Consider the following 18,509-nt stretch of genomic DNA (forward strand, 5'->3'; position numbering starts at 1 on the left):
TGGGAAATATTAAATTTTAGAGTTATCCCCTGATCCTTGATCGGGGGTTTCATTTATATCTAAGTTGGTACCAAACTTGATATTCTTTTAAACCACCCCCACCGCCCTGAGGGCTCGTCTTCATTGCCAGACGGGCTAGACCCCACAAAATTAACTAGCAGTATCATTGAGTAGCTTTTCACGGGTTAATTGAAGACTGTCCAAAAAAGTCTGAATAGTCAATATGATATGATTTATCTTCTCTTTTGTGTAAATAAAAAGTAGGGTTTGATTCCATACCTTGAAATTCATTTTCTTTACAATGATAACAACTATGCAAATTAAAACTTTCTAAATCTTTTACTACTGCTGAATGTGTTCTAATCTTATGTCCTTTATCCCAACAACTATTACTGTTAAAATCACCACATATTAATAGATTTTTCAGTGCTTCCAATTTTTTGAAATGTATCTTTAAATAGACATATATATCTTCTATATAGTTCCCACATGCCCATATACCAATTAGGTTCAAATTGTCATTAATGGTACATGAAATAAACCATTCTAATCCATACGACTCCCATTCACAATTCTTTAATACAACTCCCTCTTTTACAAATATACCCAAGCCTTTATTTTTGTATCCAACCCATAAATAATTGCTCGCAAACTTACTATATCCTTCATCATTTACTGTTTTTGGGTCCTCACATTCTTGAATAATAAATATATCAGCATTTAAATTTTTAACAGCACTGAATTTTTTTCTAAATGCACCATTGCAATTCCATGTTACTACTCGCAAATAGATCCTCACCTCAAATCTAAAAAAACTCCAGAGACAATCTCTAAAAACCCGGGCCATGGATGGCCCGGCAATCGTCTGATTTCGTACAACATCCTATATCTGTAATGATTACGTCCATGCAAAAAAATATTGCTGCATTAGCGAAAAGTTTTTCGCTAATGCAGCCTATAAATCACTTCGTGATTTTGTCCTTGGGATCCTTATAAAGGTATTCCTGGCTGTTGATCAATTTTCTCCTTTTACCGTGATTTCGAGTGTAGCTGCCGCTGCTTGACAAGATTCTTGCCTTTACATTGTCCTTTAAATAGACTTCAATAATCTCCTTAATCCTCATGAATGTTTCGCTTTCTTCTACAGGGAACAAAAGCTCCACTCTTCTGTCAAGGTTTCGCGTCATCCAGTCGGCACTGGCCAGGTATATTTTTTCATCACCGCCGTTATGAAAATAGAAAATTCTGCTGTGTTCAAGGTATCTGCCTACAATGCTTCGGACTGTTATGTTTTCGCTTATTCCCTCAACACCCGGTTTCAAGCAGCAAATTCCCCTGACTATGAGGTCAATCTTCACACCTGCACAGGATGCCTCGTAGAGCTTTCTAATTATGCCTTCGTCAACAAGAGAGTTTACCTTTGCTATTATTTGTGCTTTCTTGCCTTCTTTTGCATTTGTTATTTCATTATCAATGAGGCTGACAAATTTTGCCCTTATCCCTGTTGGTGATATGTATAACTTATGTAGGTTAGGAAGTTTGGAGTAACCTGACAGCATATTAAAGAGTGCTGATGCATCAGCACCAAAGTACGGATTGGAGGAAAAGAGTCCTAGATCAGTATAGAACTTTGCCGTCACATCATTATAATTTCCTGTGCCAAAATGAACATAACGCTTCACACCATCCTGCTCCATTCTTATAATAAGGAGCACCTTACAGTGGGTCTTCAATCCAACAAGCCCGTAAATAACCTGACATCCAGCCATTTCAAGCCGTTTTGCCCATTGGATATTGTTTTGCTCATCAAATCTTGCCTTAAGTTCAACCAATACGGTAACCTGCTTTCCATTTTCCGCAGCATTAATAAGTGCCTCAACAATGGGTGAATTACCGCTAACTCTATAAAGGGTCTGCTTAATAGCCAGGACTTTAGGATCCTCTGCAGCCTCTTTTACCAACCGTACAACAGGATCAAAGGAGTCATAGGGGTGGTGCAGCAAAATGTCCTTTTTGCTTATTACATCAAAAATGTCTTCGATATCCGTTAATTCTTCCAATACCCTTGGGGTAAAGGAAGGATATTTTAAATTGTCATAGCCCGGGATTGAGCTTAATTTCATAAGGTAAGTAAGATCAAGAGGACCGTTTATATAAAAAACGCCCTGTTCTTTTATTTCAAATTCTTCCATGAGAATTTTCAAGAGTCTTGGATCGGTTTTTTTCTTAACCTCGAGCCTAATTACCATTCCCCATTTTCTTTTCTTAATATATTCTTCAATAGCCTGCAAAAGGTCTTCAGCATCTTCCTCGTCCAATGCCTGGTCTGTGTTTCTGGTTATTCTAAATTGTGTCAGTGTAAACTTATTGTATCCTGTAAAAAGCTTATCTATATATTTCTCAATAACATCCTCAAGGAAAACAAAGCATTCGTTGCCCGATTCATCTGAAGGAACTTTAATAAGTCTGTCAAGTACAGAAGGCACTTGTACCATTCCGAATATGGGCTCCTCCTCATCATCGTTTTCCAATATCAGAGCTATATTGAGGCTTTTATTGAGCACAAGAGGGAAAGGCCTGCTCCTGTCTACAACCATCGGGGTCAGAACCGGGTATACAGTATTAAAATAATAATCTTCAATAAACTTATACTGTCTCTTGTCAAGCTCATTAAGCTTTTTGAGGATTATTTTTTCATTTTTCAAAGCAGGGATAAGAGATTTATTGTAGCAATCATATTGTTGTTTAACCATTGAATGTATCTTCTCTACAATTTTGGTGAGCTGCTCCTCAGGCGTCAGACCTGAAAAGTCGCGGCTGTTTATACCGGCAAGATACTGATCCATAAGGGAAGCAACCCTGACCATGAAAAACTCATCAAGATTGGAGCTTACAATGGATAAAAATTTCATCCTTTCAATAACAGGATTATTTTTAAGGTCACAAGCCTCTTCCAAAACTCTTCCATTAAACTCAAGCCAGCTTAATTCTCTGTTAATAAACACATTTTTTTCATGAGACTTAGCTTTAGTTTTATCCTGTGCTTTACTTTTGCTTTGTATTTTGTTTTGCGTTTTGTTTTGTGTTTTGTTCTTGATTTCAGTTTTATCCTGTGCTTTGTCCTCCATTTTACCTGAATTCTTAATGGGCTTATTTAAATTGTTCTTGTCCTGAGACTTCATCACTAAACACTCCTAAATCCTTTTTAGAATTATTTTTGGTCTAACTCCCATTACATCTTCAAAAAATCCCGATACCTGTGAAAAACTCCATTGTTCAAGCATTATGTCTTCTTTGGATGTCACCTTGAATAATAACTCGTTTTTGTTAACTGTTATTTCGAAGGCAGTTATTTTCTGCTTGTGTGATACGTCCAAGGCCTCGGAAAGCCTTAAAATAGCTGCCAGCTTTGAAACAGTCAGCCTGTCAATTTCGTTAAGATCTGAATATTGCTTATGGGTAGTGTCAGGGAGATCTTCCTCGTGGTACCTTACAATATTTGCAATAAGGTTTACTTCTCTATCTGAAAAACCCATAATATCTTGATACTGGATTATGTTGTAAGAATGGATATCATGGCTGTTATAATTAATATATTTTCCTATGTCGTGCAAAATAGCAGAAACCCTGAAACAAAACCTTTCGCGGCTCCCCAGATTGTGAAATCTTTGTGTCTGGTCAAATATAGAAAGAGCTGTTTTTTCTATATATGCACTGTGATGTTCATCAATAAAGTATTTCTTACCTATATTCCAGACCAGACTTATAATATCGTCTATTATTTTTTTCTTTCTTGGGGTTTCATGCCATTGATCGGCAATATCAGCAAGTATACCGTTTCTTAAGGATAAAAAGGGTGCATATATTCCGTCAGATTCAGTCATATGTAAGAAACTTCTAAAAAGTACCATGGAAGGGAGTAAAATTTCAGCCTGATTTTTCTGCAGTTTGAACTTTTCTTCAATTTGCTCGGTTGTAAGATGGTTTATTTTGTCAAAGAGCTTTTCGAAGGTATCCCTTCCTATAGTCCTTATGCTGTCTGGAAGGTTTTCTTCCTTCACAATTTCCATTTCGCAAAGTTTAAGGATAGTTTTAAGTTCTCCGCCCAAACCTATAAAGTTATCTATTCGGGCACCCTTAATAATTGATTTCAAAAAGTCAACTTCACTCTTAATATATTCCTGAAGCACACTGGAAAAATGCAGGGACCTTTTCTGCAGATCCGCTAAAACCTCCCGAAGCCGCAATGAGCCTATTTTCAAGTATTCTGTAAATTTGAGCTTGTTATCTGAATATACAGATACCTCAACGCCTCCGGATCTAATATCTACGATAAGGGAATCCTTTTTATTTATAAACTTGGTGTTTAAAAGATAATCCCTTAGTGCTTTATACATGTAATAACGTTCTTTGGCATTATTGATAACCTCAATGCTAACGCCTGTTTGAAGCTTCACCTGATCTAAAAGATAATCCCTGTTTTTTGCTTCTCTAATTGCACTTGTTCCAACGACCATGTAGTTTTTGATCCTATAGTCCCTCATAAGCTTTGTATAGCCTTTTAATATTTCACAAAGCTCCATTATGGTTTCATTCTGGATTTTGCCGTATGAAAAAGAATCTCTTCCAAGGTTGGTGTTTTTTTCTACATCTTCGAGAATGTCGATTTCACCATCGGCACCAATTTGAGCTATAGTCATACGAACAAGATTTGAACCTACATCAAGTGCTGCAACAACTTCAATTTTTCGAACCATAAAAATACACCTTTCATTTTTTCTATAATTCCATAAAACTTTCGGTCATTTCTACAAAATCTTTTTCCGACTCATCATAAATGTTTTCCATGGTCCAGCCAATTAGCTGGTAAAAGCTCTTATCCGTTTCTAATAGGGTTATGATATATTTTAAATCTTGGTCGTTATGATTTATGTTAACCTTTAATTGTTTTGCTTCATATCCGGATATTAATGTTATGTCTTTAATGCTTTCTTCTTCGATTCCTGCTTCCAACTCAGTATTTTCACTTTTTACAGCATCAAAATAATCTTCCAGAGTAACATCATCACCTAATTCATCTTTACCCTCACATATAACAAGATAGCCTTTATTTCTATTCTTACCCGACAAAATAAGGCTTGCATCCTCGTTAGAGGAAAGGTCGGCTTTTTCCCATTCTTTTGTAGCAGTAAGTTGAAATTTGATCTCAGTGTCTTCTTTCTTTTGTCCTTCAATAGTTATTTTTTCGTTGTAGGTATCTTTATTATTTAATATATTCGATATAAAAATGAAGGAATACACTGACATTAATGCAATACCTGCAGTTGCCAATATAAAAAATATAACGGGGATCAGTTTTCTTTTCTTTTTCTGCGTCTGGGATTTTGCATATTTATACTTGTTTATTATATCCTCATCAGACTCAGTATAGGTCTCTAAACAAAAATTTCTATACTCGGTTTCAAAATCATCAAAGGAACTGCCTTTTGAAATGGTGTATCTGCTGCCGTCAAAATATTGCTTTTCAAAGCTGCTATATTGCTCTTCACCACTGGAAGGCTCATTAGTAAAATTTTCAGAATTCATAATTATTTCAAGGTTTTGTACCTTGCCCCCTCCTTAAAAGGAATTTCTCATGACAACAACCAAGGCTTCAAAATCACAAGTGATTTTGATCTTAATATCGTCATGTATGCTAAAAAAAATAATCACTTTAGTATAGTCTTTCATACTTTTTATTTAGCACTAGATATTATAACAAAATAAGACACAATTTTCAAGAAAGCTGAATTTCGTCCATACGGTAAAAGCATGAACCCACCTCCTACCAATACTCTCAAAGAGAGCTTTCTAAAATGCCATTTCAGCATTTGTATTTTGGCAGGGTTACCATTGTAACAATAGCTCCTTTTATGCACAATAAGTCTAAAAGCTCTGGTATTGCTGTAATCTCATTACTCTTTTCATTCATTCATGCTTTTGCCGTGAAAAATGCACTAAGAAAATCAAAAGATACTAAACATTTAGTTGTTATTTCAATTGATATTGGCAATGAATAATTATATAATGGTGTTAATACCCGTTAATTACATTTAATGGTATAGTGCCAAGATTATTGAGTAACTATATAAAAATATGTAAATATGGCTGGAATCTGCTAGACAATAAAAATTATAAAAATTCTCAGGAGGGTAAAACAGTGGATAAAGAGAGCACACCAAAAACCCAATTAACAGATGAAGAACTAATGGAAATGGTTGGAGGCTTTGATACAGCTGCAAGCGAGAATATAACTTCGCCTGTAACTATAGAAAAGTATGGAATTCCACCAATGATGAAATATGGTATTAAACCACCCATTACAAAATACGGTATAATACCGCCGACTCTAAAATATGGTATTATTCCTATTATGAAATATGGAATTAAGCCTTATTAGTACATAAACAAAAGCATTTTCCAGCCATTATATAAAAATATGATTTTTAAAATTGGAGGAAGTTTATGAGTAATTTATACAATCCTATTACTGCAGTATGGGAGATTACCATGGGCTGCAACTTAAGGTGTAAGCACTGCGGTTCATCCTGTGAAAATGCTCTTGAAGGTGAGCTTATCACACAAGAAGCACTTAAGCTGTGTGACGAGATGAAGTTATTAGGTCTAAAATGGATAACCCTTTCGGGAGGAGAACCGACGACTAGGGAGGATTGGAATATAATTGCATCAAGACTGAGTGAAAACGGAATAATCCCAAATATGATTACCAACGGCTGGCTTATGGATGACGAAATAATCAAAAAAGCAAAAAGTGCCGGAATCAATACAATAGCAATAAGCCTTGACGGCCTACAAAAGACACACGACCATATTAGAAAAAAAGGTTCCTTTGATAAGATCATGAAATCCTTTGACATTATTACCGGTGCAGGAATTAACTGTTCTGTAATAACTACCATCAATAGCTTTAACATTAACGAGCTTGAAGAAATGCACGGCATTTTATCCAAAAAGAATCTTTTTGGATGGCAGATTCAGCTTGGACTGCCTATGGGCAATATGGCACACAACAATGAACTGGTCTCGAGTCCGGAACACATTGACAGGGTAATTGAATTTGCGTATAACTCCTGTAAAAAAGGCGGTATAGAAATCCAACTTGCAGATTGCATAGGTTACTTCAACAATAAAGAAATTGAAGTAAGAAAAGCACAATCTGGAAATGATGGTGAATATGGATGGGTTGGATGCGGTGCGGGTAAACATAATTTTGGAATTCTCCATAACGGAGATGTTGTCGGATGCACTTCTATAAGAAGTAAGGAATTTATTGAAGGTAATGTAAAAGAAACTTCAATAATTGATATATGGAATAACGATAAACTTTTCGCATGGAACAGAGAACTCACCAAGGACAAGCTTAAAGGATTATGTTCAAAGTGCATAAACGGCAGCAGATGTTTGGGTGGATGTGCAAATACAAGGCTTACAATGGATGGATCTGTCTATGGCGAAAACCGCTATTGCTCGTATAATAATGCAGTAAAAAGAGCAGAAGAGCATTTAAACAGAGTATCTGATTCCCGGCTGCTCCTTGATAAATCTAGAACTTTTATAAAAAATAATAGCTTCCAATTGGCTGGAATAGTCCTTGAAAAGGTAATAGAGGCAGACAATAACAATTGTGAGGCACTGGCTCTTTATGGGTTCGCATCATTCATGCTGGGAAATTATATCGATGCAAAAAATTCTAATGAAAAGCTTCTTTCTATTTCCCCCACAGATCCATATGCACTGAAAGGTTATGGATTATCTATAGCAAAACTTGGCGATGTAGAAGAGGGTATATCATACTTGAAGAAATCCATCGAATTCGGAGCTGAAAGCTTTTTAGACCCCTATCATGATCTAGCGGTACTGCTTTATGAAAACGGGAGAATAGATGATGCCATAAGTATTCTTGATAAAGGGAGAAGCATATCCCAAAGTTTCAGGGATGAAACTGATGATTTTTATAAAATGTTATTAGCATGAGTGATACATAAAATTTCTTTTTTATTTATGCCCATATATGCATATTGAATAAGTTACAATAAAATTGTATTATATAATAAAGTATAGTTTATAACATTACACTTTTATTGTAATTTTACTTGCGGATAATCCTATTATATATTCTCTATTTAATGCATTTTTCTAAGTTTTTTCTGTAGATATCTTTATTATCCATTTTTAGGAATATAAAATCAAATGAAGGGAGGCGAAATATTTTTTTGTTCCGCAAGATAAAAATAGAAAAAACATAAAATTAGGAGGTATAAGTGTAAATGAATATTTTTAAGGAAAAGAGAAAATCGCTAATATCGCTGTTATTAGCAGTAATACTTGTTTTGCCAACTGTATTCTCATCGTCTGTTATTGAGGCAGCGGCTGGTTTTAAGATTTTTGGCTATGTTAAAACTGATGTTTCCTCTACCGTTTCTGTTCTTCAAGGAATAAAAGTTGAGCTTGGGTCAGGCTATTGGGCGGCAACCGATCAAAACGGTTATTTTGAAATAACTGGTATTCCAAGCGGTTCATACACTATGAAAATATCCAAACCCGGCTTTTTAAAAAGAAATGCTTCCTTAAACGTAAACTCGGATATAAGAGTTTCTACACAAGCAAATGCTGCTATATTATGGGCAGGTGACTTTAATCAGGATGACAGTGTAAATATGTCGGATGTTATCGAGATTTCCAAAGCCTTTAATGCAAGAAGCGGCGATGTCAAATACAACCCTAACTGCGATATTGACAATGATGGCTCTATAAATATGCAGGAGGTTATATTCATCGCAACAAGATTTAACAAAACAAGTGCAGACTATCCGGCCTTAACTCCTGAGTTATTGCCTACTCAGCCTTCAAACACGCCAACAAACACCCCTACAAATACTCCTACAAGCACACCCAAGCCTACTTTACCTCAGGTAACCATACCTGGCAACTTACAGGTAAACAGCAATATTCGTATTAATTCAATAGGATACCTGCCTGACCAGGAGAAGATAGCTACTATTACAGTTTCCACTTCAAATTTCTACATAGTTAAAACAGGCGGTTCCACGGTGTTTGCCGGCACTGCAAAGCCTATGACCGACAGTGATTCTAAACAGCAGGTATGGATTGCAGATTTTTCCGGAGTAACTGATCCAGGTACTTATTATCTTGCTATACCAAGTATAGGAAAAAGCGTTGACTTTAAGATAGCTGAAGACCTTTATAATAATCCTTTTAAAGATGTAATGACGGGATTATACCTGATGAGATGCGGAACCAGCGTATCAGCTACTTTTAACGGTCAGACATTTTCACATAACGCCTGCCACACTAATGACGGTACCCTTGATCCAAAGATAGGCTCAGGAAAGAAGGATGGTGTAGGCGGATGGCATGATGCAGGCGATTACAACAAATATGTTGTTAATGCAGGTATATCGGTTGGCTCTATGATTCTTGCCTGGGAACAGTTTGGAGACAAAATAAAGAACATGAAGCTAGTCATGCCGGAAAACTCCAATACAATGCCTGATTTCCTTGATGAAATTAAATTTGAGACAGACTGGCTTCTTAAAATGCAGTATCCCGACAACAGCGGAAAAGTTAGTCATAAGCTTACAACAAAGGGTTTCGGAGGGTTTATACCTCCCGAGCAGGAAAACACCGAAAGGTTTTTTACACCATGGGGCAGTCCTGCAACAGCTGATTTTGTTGCAATGATGGCTGCTGCAGCACGAATATTCAAGCCTTATGATTCGGCTTATGCAGATAAATGCTTGCAGGCCGCTAAAAAGAGCTATGATTTCCTTAAGGCAAACCCTTCAAACACAAACCCTGATCAGAGCGGCTACACAACAGGAGGATACGATACAACGGATGACGATGACAGGTTATGGGCTTCAGTAGAAATGTGGGATACTACAGGAGACAGTGTCTACCTTACCGACTTTGAAAACAGGGCAAAGAATCAAACCAAAAAGGTTGATTTTGATTTTGACTGGGGGAATGTTAAAAACCTGGCGATGTACAAATACCTGTTATCAACAAGAACAGGGAAGGATCAAGCCTTATACAATACAATAAAAGACGCCCTTATATCACAGGCAAATACCGCAGTAACAACAAGAAATTCCCATGGATTTGGAAGACCTCTTGGAACTGCATACTATTGGGGATGCAACGGAAGTGTTGCAAGGCAGACGATGCTTCTTCAGGTTGCAAACATTCTGTCCCCTAATAAAGACTATATAAACACAGCACTAGATGCTATCGGGCACTTATTTGGCAGGAACCAATACGGACGTTCATATGTAACCGGTATGGGTGTTAATCCTCCAATGAATCCTCATGATAGAAGGTCTGGCGGAGATAATATAAAAGATCCATGGCCAGGATGTCTTGTAGGCGGTAGGCATACAGACAGACAATGGACTGATACACAGGATGATTACTATACAAACGAAATTGCAATAAACTGGAGTACAGCTTTGATTTATGCACTTGCAGGCTTCACAAAGTAATTGAAGTATAATTCTTACAATTTTGCATCATTGATGTTGACTTAATAAATTAGAAGGCTGTTGGACAATCACCAACAGCCTTTTAATTTAACGTATTAACATTTTTAGCCAATATAAATATCGGAGAACTCAATTGCTACTGAATGAGTTATCCGATCGTTTGTTTGTTTCTTTAGGGTTGGTATGCTTTCTGCTTTTATTTTGGTCTCTATAGGAAGTGATAATGTAAAAGTACTTCCCTCATGTATTTTACTATCTACAGATATAGTACCTCCCATAACATTTATAAGGGATTTTACCAGATACAGTCCAATACCTGTGCCTTCAGCCTGTCTTGTCAATGAGCTGTCAACCTGCCCAAAGCGTTCAAATATTACATCCATTTTATTTGGTGGTATGCCAACACCTTCATCTTTTACAATTACAAAAATATTATTCTCGTTACAAGTTACTTGAACATAGACTGATTTGCCTTTTGGGGTAAATTTTATTGCATTTGATAATAGATTTAGTAAAATCCTTTCATATTTTTCACCATCTATTGCAATTTCCTTATAACCTATATCAGAAGTAAATTCAAGGTTAATTTCCTTCTGATTTGCAAAAGCTTTTACTGATTGGGTTATTGCCTGAGTTATAAATACAATGTCTATATTCTGGCTATGTACCTTTACGTGCCCTGCATAATACTTGGTTATATCAAGTAGGTTATTTACAAGTCTTATCTGCCTGAAAGAATTAAGACGAATTCTTTGGATGTGCTTTTTGACCTTATCTGGTAATTCTTTGCTATAAAGATCATTTATAATCTGAACTGCAGCATGAATCACGCTAAGGGGCGTTTTAAATTCATGAGTAATTGTTGTTAAAAACTCATCTTTCATTTCTATTACATTCCTCAGTATCTCGTTCTTTTCACGCTCAGCTTTTAATAACTGTGCATTCTGATTTCTTAGTTTTTCTTCATATTCTACCATTTGAGTGATATCATGCTGAGACACAACTGCTGATACCAGATTATTGTCTTTGTCAAATACAGGTACAGCATTAACCTCAATTATTACACTTCTATCAGGGTGTCTGATAATCAACCTTTCGTTGCAAATTCTTTCACCTCTAACCACTCGGATTGAGGGTAAGTTTTCCATAGCTATGGGGTTATTATACATATCAAAACATTTTATATCACTATGAATATATTCGACTTTGGAATTAACACAAATATGAGGATATAGCCTGCGTGCTTCTGCATTGGCTCTGATAACACTGCCGGCCTTGTCAAAAATGATAATAGCATCGTTCATGTTTTCAATAGTGGCTTCCAACTGCTCTTTTTGCTTTATAATCTCCCGTTCCTTATTAACCAAATCTGTAATGTTCCTACAGCATAAGATCGACATTACAAAATTTCCGTTTTTATCAAAAATAGGTGTAGCATTGGCATCAACATATAATTCTAAGTCCTTGTGCTTTATGATATACTTGAAATTGTTGATTTTTTCACCCCTGGATGATCGCTTATGGGGCATTTCATCTAAAGGAATGGGTTTATGCTCTAAATTCAGATACTGAATGGTACCAAATTGATGTTCCAGATTTCCATTATCAGGAGGTATACTGAGGATATCCTTTGCTATATAATCAGCTACAGGATTTGTGGCAAGAATGTTCCCTGCTTTATCAGAAACTATAAGAGAATCGGATATTGTTTCAAAAACAGTCTCAAGCATTTCCTTTTTATCCCTTATTTCCTGTTCGTGCTTATATTTTTCAGTAATATTTCTTAAACATAATATTGCTGAAATAATTTCTCTATCAGCACCATAAATGGGGCTGCCGTTCAAGTTGAAATATGTAGTAAAATTAGGCCTTTCCACTCTAATCACAACATTTTGAATTTCCTCACCCTGAAGTATTCTAGTGCTTGGAATATTATCTTCTGTGATCTCAATGCCGCTTTGGTCGTAGTATATGGAATTCAATGCAATTTTACCGCCAGGACCTTTAATACCTAATTCAAGTGCTGTTTTTTTTGCGTGCTTATTGTAATATTCATAATTTCCATCCTTATTGATTATTAATAAAGCATCGTTCATATTTTCAGTTATAAGCTTTAATTGCTGCTCTTTACGCTTTAATATTCTATTTTTTTCTTGAATAGATATTCTATTTACAACCCTTTCAGTCACATTAATAGAGTTGACTATGAAATACTTTATTTTTCCACAATCATACATTGGCACAATAGAAAAATCCCAATATGTAACCCCTTTTTCACACTTATCATTCTTTAATTCATCGGCATAAAACGGTTTACCCGTACTAATAAGAGATGATAGAATATTTTCCATAAAACTACCTTTAAAATACACAAAAAATTCTTCTGCCCTTTTTCCAATACAGCTTTCTTTATTGCAGGGTTCACCGAGAAATTCAATAAATGTCTTGTTAGCTTTAAGTAGTATTAAATCCTGAGCGGAATAAATTGCAACACCTGATTTATGTAGATATTCTATGTAAGAGAACTTTTCTTCAATTCTAGTATGAGGCTTTTCAATTATGGTAATTAATTTTTCGTTATTGATTGATTGTATGATGATATCTACTTCCCTAGGATCAAAATTTTTAGTAAATATATAAGAGTTCATAGATGTGTTCATAATTTTACCAATATCTACATTTGCTCTTAGCAAGTATTCCCAAATGTGTTGAATACTCTTATTTAATATATCTGCTTTAGAATATCCAGATAACTGAAGGAACGAATTACTTACATCGATAGCCTCATTTTCACGTATCAAAATGTAAGGTGTCGTGTTTAAATTATCTGTATCAAAACTACTGATCACATTTAAGCCTCCAATACTTTATAAATGATCTATATATAACTTTGAACCACTATTGTGGTAATAAGTAGTATTTTACTTTAATTTAGATAAAAAATCCATAAATTTTATATAATAATTGTTGTGCAGAATACACTATAATATGCCACACATCGAAAAGGGAGCTTTTTAAGCTCCCTTAATAGAAATTTGTATCATTATAATTGAAATCCCCTTGAGATTCGTTACCATGATATGACTTCGCCTTCTAAAGACCATGTCTGAGTGCCTGTAACTTTCACCTTGACAAGCTTACCAACAAGCTCTTTACTTCCTTTAAAATTGACAATCTTATTGGTTCGGGTTCTTCCGGTGTAATTCCAGATACTGTTTTTGCTTAGTCCTTCAACAAGCACTTCTTCTGTTCTTCCTAAAAGGGTATCGTTTATTTCTTTGCTAATTTTGTTCTGAACCTCTAAAAGCTTCTCGAACCGTGATTTTTTAACATCTTCACTTACCTGATCGGCACTTTTTGCTGCTGGTGTGCCTGTTCTTCTCGAATAAAGGAATGTATATGCAAAATCAAACCTTACCTTCCTTAATACATCCAGCGTTTCTTCAAAATCTTCTTCTGTTTCGCCGGGGTAGCCCACAATAATATCTGTTGTAAGTGCAATACCCGGCACCTTTTCTTTTATTTTGCCAATTAGATTAATATAATCTTCCTTTGAATATTTACGGTTCATGTCCTGGAGTATTCTAGAGCTTCCTGCCTGAATGGGAAGATGGAGATGCTCGCATACCTTGTCTAAATCCCTGAAAGCCAGGATAATATCCTCGGTCAGATCCTTCGGGTGGGATGTCATAAACCTTATCCTTTCTATCCCCTCCACGCTGTTTATCTCTTTGAGCAGGTCTGCAAAGCTTACTCTGTCTGCAAAATCCTTTCCGTAGGAATTTACATTCTGCCCTAATAAGGTTATTTCCATAAAATTATTCCGGCCGAGCTCCTGCACCTCTTTTACTATATCATCTGTGCTCCTGCTTCGCTCTCTTCCACGGACATACGGCACGATACAGTATGAGCAGAAATTATTACAGCCATACATAACCGTTACCCATGCTTTTATAGAATCTTTTCGTTCTATTGGCAAGCCCTCTGCTATTGATCCGGGTGACTCGTCTACATCTATAACTGAAGAATCACTATTTATCGCTCTATTGAGAAGCTCAGGAAATTTATATAAATTGTGGGTACCGAAGACTATATCTACATGCCTGTATTTTTTCTTTATTGTTTCAACAACATGGCCTTGCTGCATCATGCATCCGCATATGGCTATAATCTTTTCCTGATTATCTACCTTCTGCTTTTTAAGGGCTCCCAAATGTCCATAAACCTTTTCCTCTGCATTCTCCCTTACACAGCAGGTATTAAAGATAACCATATCACTTTCTTCACTGTTTTTTCCTTCGCCGTATCCCATTTCTGAAAGCATTCCCCAAAGCCTCTCGGAGTCGTTTTCATTCATCTGGCAGCCAAAGGATTGTAAATACACCAGCCTTTTTCTTCCGGACTTTATTTCATATTCAGCATTAGCTTCCTTTATAGATTCCATGTATTGATATTGCCTAGCTATTTCTTCAGCGGAAACCTGTATTTCCTTTTTGTTTTCCGTACCTTTATTCATTTCGTTCCTCCATATTGAATTCATTCATGTCTAATTACCTTTGAATTCAAGTATTTGTATCATTATTATCACCATATTATAACACAAAAATAGCAGGTGAAAATACCTACTATTTGAGTAAAGCTATAGTATTGTTTATATACTTGAAATTATGGTATTAAATCAATACATTGCTGTGAAGGGCCATATTCTTATAAACGCCAAGCATTGCAGCACCTATTATTACAGATGCACTTCCTGTTTGTGCCAGTGTAATCTCCGTCTGGCGAACCTGCTGGCAGTATACTTTGCTGTTTACCATCTCTTTTAAAGGTTTTAGGAAATAATCCCCTTCTTTTGCAATCTGTCCGGCTATAACTATGACCTCAGGCTGAAGCATGTTTATTATGTTCACAAGCCCTTCGGACAAATAGAATAAATATTTGTTTATAACTTCCTTAGCTGTAATATCTCCCTTTTTAGCTGCTTCAAATATGATGTGTTCGGTTAATTTGCCATAATCGTTTTCAGTGAGCTGATTAATAAGGGATTCCGGACATTTGGAAGCTGCCTCAATTGCTTGATTTATAAGTGCTGTGGCTGAAGCATATGATTCCCAGCATCCGTTTCTTCCGCATGTGCACTTTAATCCGTCAAAACTTACTACCATGTGCCCCAACTCAGCTCCTGCATAATTAAATCCGCTATATACCTTGTTGTTTATAATTATTCCTCCACCTATCCCGGTACCTATCCTGATGGTAACAGAATAGTCTATATCTTCTGCAGCACCTGCGACACTTTCCGCCAATGCAGCACAGTTTGCATCATTCTCAACATACACAGGAAGATTAATATACTTTTCAATTTCAGCCCTTAAGGGAATGTTATGAAAATTCAAAGTGTAGTTTCGGACAATTATTCCATTTTTTGCGTCCGGTGTGCCTGGACACCCCACTCCAATATATTTGACATTTCTTATATCGATGTCTTCCTTATCCAAAACTTCCATAATGAGTTTGGCAGTATCCTCAACTATTTTTGTATATGGTCTTTCCTTTATAGTAGGAATAGATTCTTTTCTAAGTAGTTTTCCGTATTTATCAACAACACCGACTAATATATTTTTTACCCCAAGTTCAACACCAACAAAATATTTCATTTTATAATCCTCCTGTTATAATGAAACATAATATTAAATGAATTAAAACAAATATTCCATTATTTTACACCGCTTTTAATTACATTAAAAGTTATCAATATTTATATTTTTATTTTTTTCCTTAAGATATAATACTAGTTTTCCATTAATATTACAATAACTAAATTTAATGAAAAACATAAATAATCTATGATTTTAATTATTTGCAGAATTCAACATTAAAATTAAATAGAATTATATATTTAATATCGTCAATATTATTAAAATATATTAATTTCGACAATATTGATTTTTTATCTTTTCATAACTCTGCAATTATTGTAAAATGATATTTATAGGCTTGTTTTAATAAAACAGTTTTATAAATAAAAGATATAAGAACATAACGGGGGCATAAACATGAACAGGTTTTTTAAATCTTACTGCGTTATAGCATTATCAACTTTAATTTTGACGTCTTGCAGCGGCAAAAACAATAATGTTGCTTCTCCAACACCACTATCCAGCTCTAGTCAGGTAACAATACCGCAGTCAACTCCATCAACAGTATCCAGCGATTTACCCGATGCAACAGCTACAGCAGCTTCTGCAACTGAATCCTCTGCTCCAAAAAGTGCAACACCTGGATCAATAAATAAATTCTCAGATTTGTTTTCAATAGAACATATCTTAGACATACGAAAGGCTTCAGACAACACCTTTTACAATACTTCTCAGCTGCTTTTATATACCATAGCAGACTTGCTTACAAAAGCCGACAAGATTGATAACAACAATCCTGAGGATAGAGCAATTGCAGCAAAATTTGACAGAAAAAAATATGACTATGTGCTGCAGTTCGACGGTGCAAAACCGATTTTTGTTTCTATAAAAGACAGTATTGTTTACTTTGATGGCGAGACTGAATATTACAGGTTGTGGGCAGACAGTAAAAAACTTTGGGAAAATATCACATTTGATACAACTAAGAAACTTGCCGATATCAAGGAAAAGGGTCTTGAAATCCAGGATAAAAGCTTTGATAGTGATATAAACGGAGATGGCAAAAAAGAAAAGATAAGCTTGGTCTATAAAGGCGGAAAAGGGTTTGATTTTAAAGGTGACCTTCTATTGAGGGTGGAAAACAGTGACGCTGTTGTTTTACCTCAAACCCAATGGCAGGTAAATCCCAAACGTACGATAAGCCAGCCGCCGACAGTATATTTTATGCCACAAAAAGGCAGCAACAACAAAATTCTTATTGTTACCCTTACATGGTTCGCAGGATCAATTCAAACATCAGGGGATGTTTTTGCATATTCATTTAATAACGGTAAACTTACAGATCTTGATTTAAGGGCACCGCAAACAGTATTTAAGTATACAGGCGGAAACACTGTTACTATGGAGTTCCCTCAAATAAAATCAAGCCAGGTAGTAAAATTTGATCAGCCTGGCTATGAAAGACTGATAGAAGAAGGTAAAGCTCTTAAAGATTTATTCAATGATCCAAATGCCTTTTCAAACAGTCCTCTGTACTTCAAGCTTGAAGATTATGATGGAGACGGTATAAACGAACTGTGCAGTATGTCAACTCTCATGTTTGAGTCTCTGGGAAAAATGAGTATGGGATTCCAGTATACATTCTATAAAGGCAGCAACGATAAGCTTGGTCCTGTGAAGGTCATCATCGCTCCACCTTTTATTGATGATGACAATGATTCACAAATAGAAAGACTTATAATGGGCTATATTTTCGAATATAATCATCTAACATTCATTAATGATGAAATTAAGGATTCGTGGTATAAGCCATCAAATAAATACAAGAAAAATGAGATAGCAAGCTGTATAAACAGGATGATTAGTGAAAATAAGCTTTATAAAAAAGGAAATAATGTTTATGTAAAAACAAATTAACATTGGTGTAGCAGAGAATACACCATAATTTCCTAGATATCAAAATAATAAAACAATGTCCTTCCTGAAAATCCAGGCAGGACATTGTTTTATTAACTTAATAAGTTATTAAACATAGGGGAAAACTAAAAACTCGGAAGACTATCCAGATTGTCACTTTCCGTACCATTTGGATTGGATCTTAAATATTCCCTTCCGCTTTTTGAAACACTGACATTTACGCCTTCAATCTTGTTGTCTTTCGCCATCATAATTGCTTCGTTAATTGAAAATACATTTCCATTCTCAAGCATTACATCAGTTATATCACCTGAAGTATCCTTTTTTACTTTAATGATTTTTGATTGATCACTCATAGTAATAACTCCTAACTTCAATTAGTTTACAACTA

The 18,509-nt window shown here is 35.5% G+C and carries 11 protein-coding genes and 2 pseudogenes; 5 read left to right on the forward strand and 8 right to left on the reverse strand.

What is annotated here, in order from left to right:
- Positions 1–178 precede the first annotated feature (178 nt).
- From VIO64_RS11355 to VIO64_RS11370, 4 genes are all read right to left on the reverse strand, one after another.
- Positions 179–787: a hypothetical protein gene (locus VIO64_RS11355; protein ID WP_331918213.1), complete on the reverse strand. Its 609-nt coding sequence runs from the start codon at positions 785–787 to the stop codon at positions 179–181.
- A 175-nt stretch (positions 788–962) separates the two neighbouring features.
- The gene (locus VIO64_RS11360; protein ID WP_331918215.1) at positions 963–3,182 is read right to left on the reverse strand and encodes an RNA degradosome polyphosphate kinase; all 2,220 of its coding nucleotides are present in this window, start codon (positions 3,180–3,182) and stop codon (positions 963–965) included.
- Between the two features lie 12 nt (positions 3,183–3,194).
- On the reverse strand, positions 3,195–4,757 hold the full coding sequence (locus VIO64_RS11365; protein WP_331918217.1) for an HD domain-containing protein: 1,563 nt from the start codon (positions 4,755–4,757) through the stop codon (positions 3,195–3,197).
- 22 nt (positions 4,758–4,779) lie between these two features.
- Entirely contained in the window at positions 4,780–5,586 is an 807-nt protein-coding gene (locus tag VIO64_RS11370; RefSeq protein WP_331918219.1) for a hypothetical protein, read from the reverse strand.
- Positions 5,587–6,199: 613 nt separating this feature from the next.
- Here VIO64_RS11370 and VIO64_RS11375 point away from each other — a divergent pair.
- The 4 genes and pseudogenes from VIO64_RS11375 to VIO64_RS11385 form a co-directional block, all read left to right on the forward strand.
- The gene (locus VIO64_RS11375; RefSeq protein WP_331918221.1) at positions 6,200–6,439 is read left to right on the forward strand and encodes a hypothetical protein; all 240 of its coding nucleotides are present in this window, start codon (positions 6,200–6,202) and stop codon (positions 6,437–6,439) included.
- A gap of 65 nt (positions 6,440–6,504) precedes the next feature.
- Entirely contained in the window at positions 6,505–8,034 is a 1,530-nt protein-coding gene (locus VIO64_RS11380; protein WP_331918223.1) for a radical SAM/SPASM domain-containing protein, read from the forward strand.
- 293 nt (positions 8,035–8,327) lie between these two features.
- A pseudogene (locus VIO64_RS23100) lies at positions 8,328–8,825 on the forward strand (carboxypeptidase regulatory-like domain-containing protein); the annotation flags it as partial.
- 114 nt (positions 8,826–8,939) lie between these two features.
- Positions 8,940–10,562: pseudogene (locus tag VIO64_RS11385) on the forward strand (glycoside hydrolase family 9 protein); the annotation flags it as partial.
- Between the two features lie 104 nt (positions 10,563–10,666).
- Here VIO64_RS11385 and VIO64_RS11390 read toward each other — a convergent pair.
- From VIO64_RS11390 to VIO64_RS11400, 3 genes are all read right to left on the reverse strand, one after another.
- The gene (locus VIO64_RS11390) at positions 10,667–13,411 is read right to left on the reverse strand and encodes a PAS domain-containing sensor histidine kinase (protein ID WP_331918227.1); all 2,745 of its coding nucleotides are present in this window, start codon (positions 13,409–13,411) and stop codon (positions 10,667–10,669) included.
- A gap of 221 nt (positions 13,412–13,632) precedes the next feature.
- Complete coding sequence (gene miaB / locus VIO64_RS11395; RefSeq protein ID WP_331918229.1) at positions 13,633–15,078, reverse strand: tRNA (N6-isopentenyl adenosine(37)-C2)-methylthiotransferase MiaB; 1,446 nt, start codon at positions 15,076–15,078, stop codon at positions 13,633–13,635.
- Between the two features lie 157 nt (positions 15,079–15,235).
- Entirely contained in the window at positions 15,236–16,219 is a 984-nt protein-coding gene (locus tag VIO64_RS11400; protein ID WP_331918231.1) for an ROK family protein, read from the reverse strand.
- A gap of 399 nt (positions 16,220–16,618) precedes the next feature.
- Between VIO64_RS11400 and VIO64_RS11405 the strand changes: the two genes are divergently transcribed.
- A complete protein-coding gene (locus tag VIO64_RS11405) occupies positions 16,619–18,118 on the forward strand; it encodes a hypothetical protein (RefSeq protein WP_331918233.1) in 1,500 nt (499 codons plus the stop codon).
- A 125-nt stretch (positions 18,119–18,243) separates the two neighbouring features.
- Here the strand turns inward: VIO64_RS11405 and VIO64_RS11410 are convergent, their stop codons facing one another.
- The gene (locus VIO64_RS11410; RefSeq protein WP_331918235.1) at positions 18,244–18,474 is read right to left on the reverse strand and encodes a DUF3892 domain-containing protein; all 231 of its coding nucleotides are present in this window, start codon (positions 18,472–18,474) and stop codon (positions 18,244–18,246) included.
- Between the last annotated feature and the right edge of the window lie 35 nt (positions 18,475–18,509).

Origin of the sequence: Pseudobacteroides sp. (assembly GCF_036567765.1) — a bacterium.
Classification (GTDB): domain Bacteria; phylum Bacillota; class Clostridia; order Acetivibrionales; family DSM-2933; genus Pseudobacteroides.

Excerpts from the sequence above, each read along its gene's own strand:
- VIO64_RS11405 (WP_331918233.1), top strand. The coding sequence starts at position 16,619 with ATGAACAGGTTTTTTAAATCTTACTGCGTTATAGCATTATCAACTTTA.
- VIO64_RS11370 (WP_331918219.1), bottom strand. The coding sequence starts at position 5,586 with ATGAATTCTGAAAATTTTACTAATGAGCCTTCCAGTGGTGAAGAGCAA.
- VIO64_RS11400 (WP_331918231.1), bottom strand. The coding sequence starts at position 16,219 with ATGAAATATTTTGTTGGTGTTGAACTTGGGGTAAAAAATATATTAGTC.
- VIO64_RS11380 (WP_331918223.1), top strand. The coding sequence starts at position 6,505 with ATGAGTAATTTATACAATCCTATTACTGCAGTATGGGAGATTACCATG.
- VIO64_RS11410 (WP_331918235.1), bottom strand. The coding sequence starts at position 18,474 with ATGAGTGATCAATCAAAAATCATTAAAGTAAAAAAGGATACTTCAGGT.
- miaB (WP_331918229.1), bottom strand. The coding sequence starts at position 15,078 with ATGAATAAAGGTACGGAAAACAAAAAGGAAATACAGGTTTCCGCTGAA.
- VIO64_RS11360 (WP_331918215.1), bottom strand. The coding sequence starts at position 3,182 with ATGAAGTCTCAGGACAAGAACAATTTAAATAAGCCCATTAAGAATTCA.
- VIO64_RS11365 (WP_331918217.1), bottom strand. The coding sequence starts at position 4,757 with ATGGTTCGAAAAATTGAAGTTGTTGCAGCACTTGATGTAGGTTCAAAT.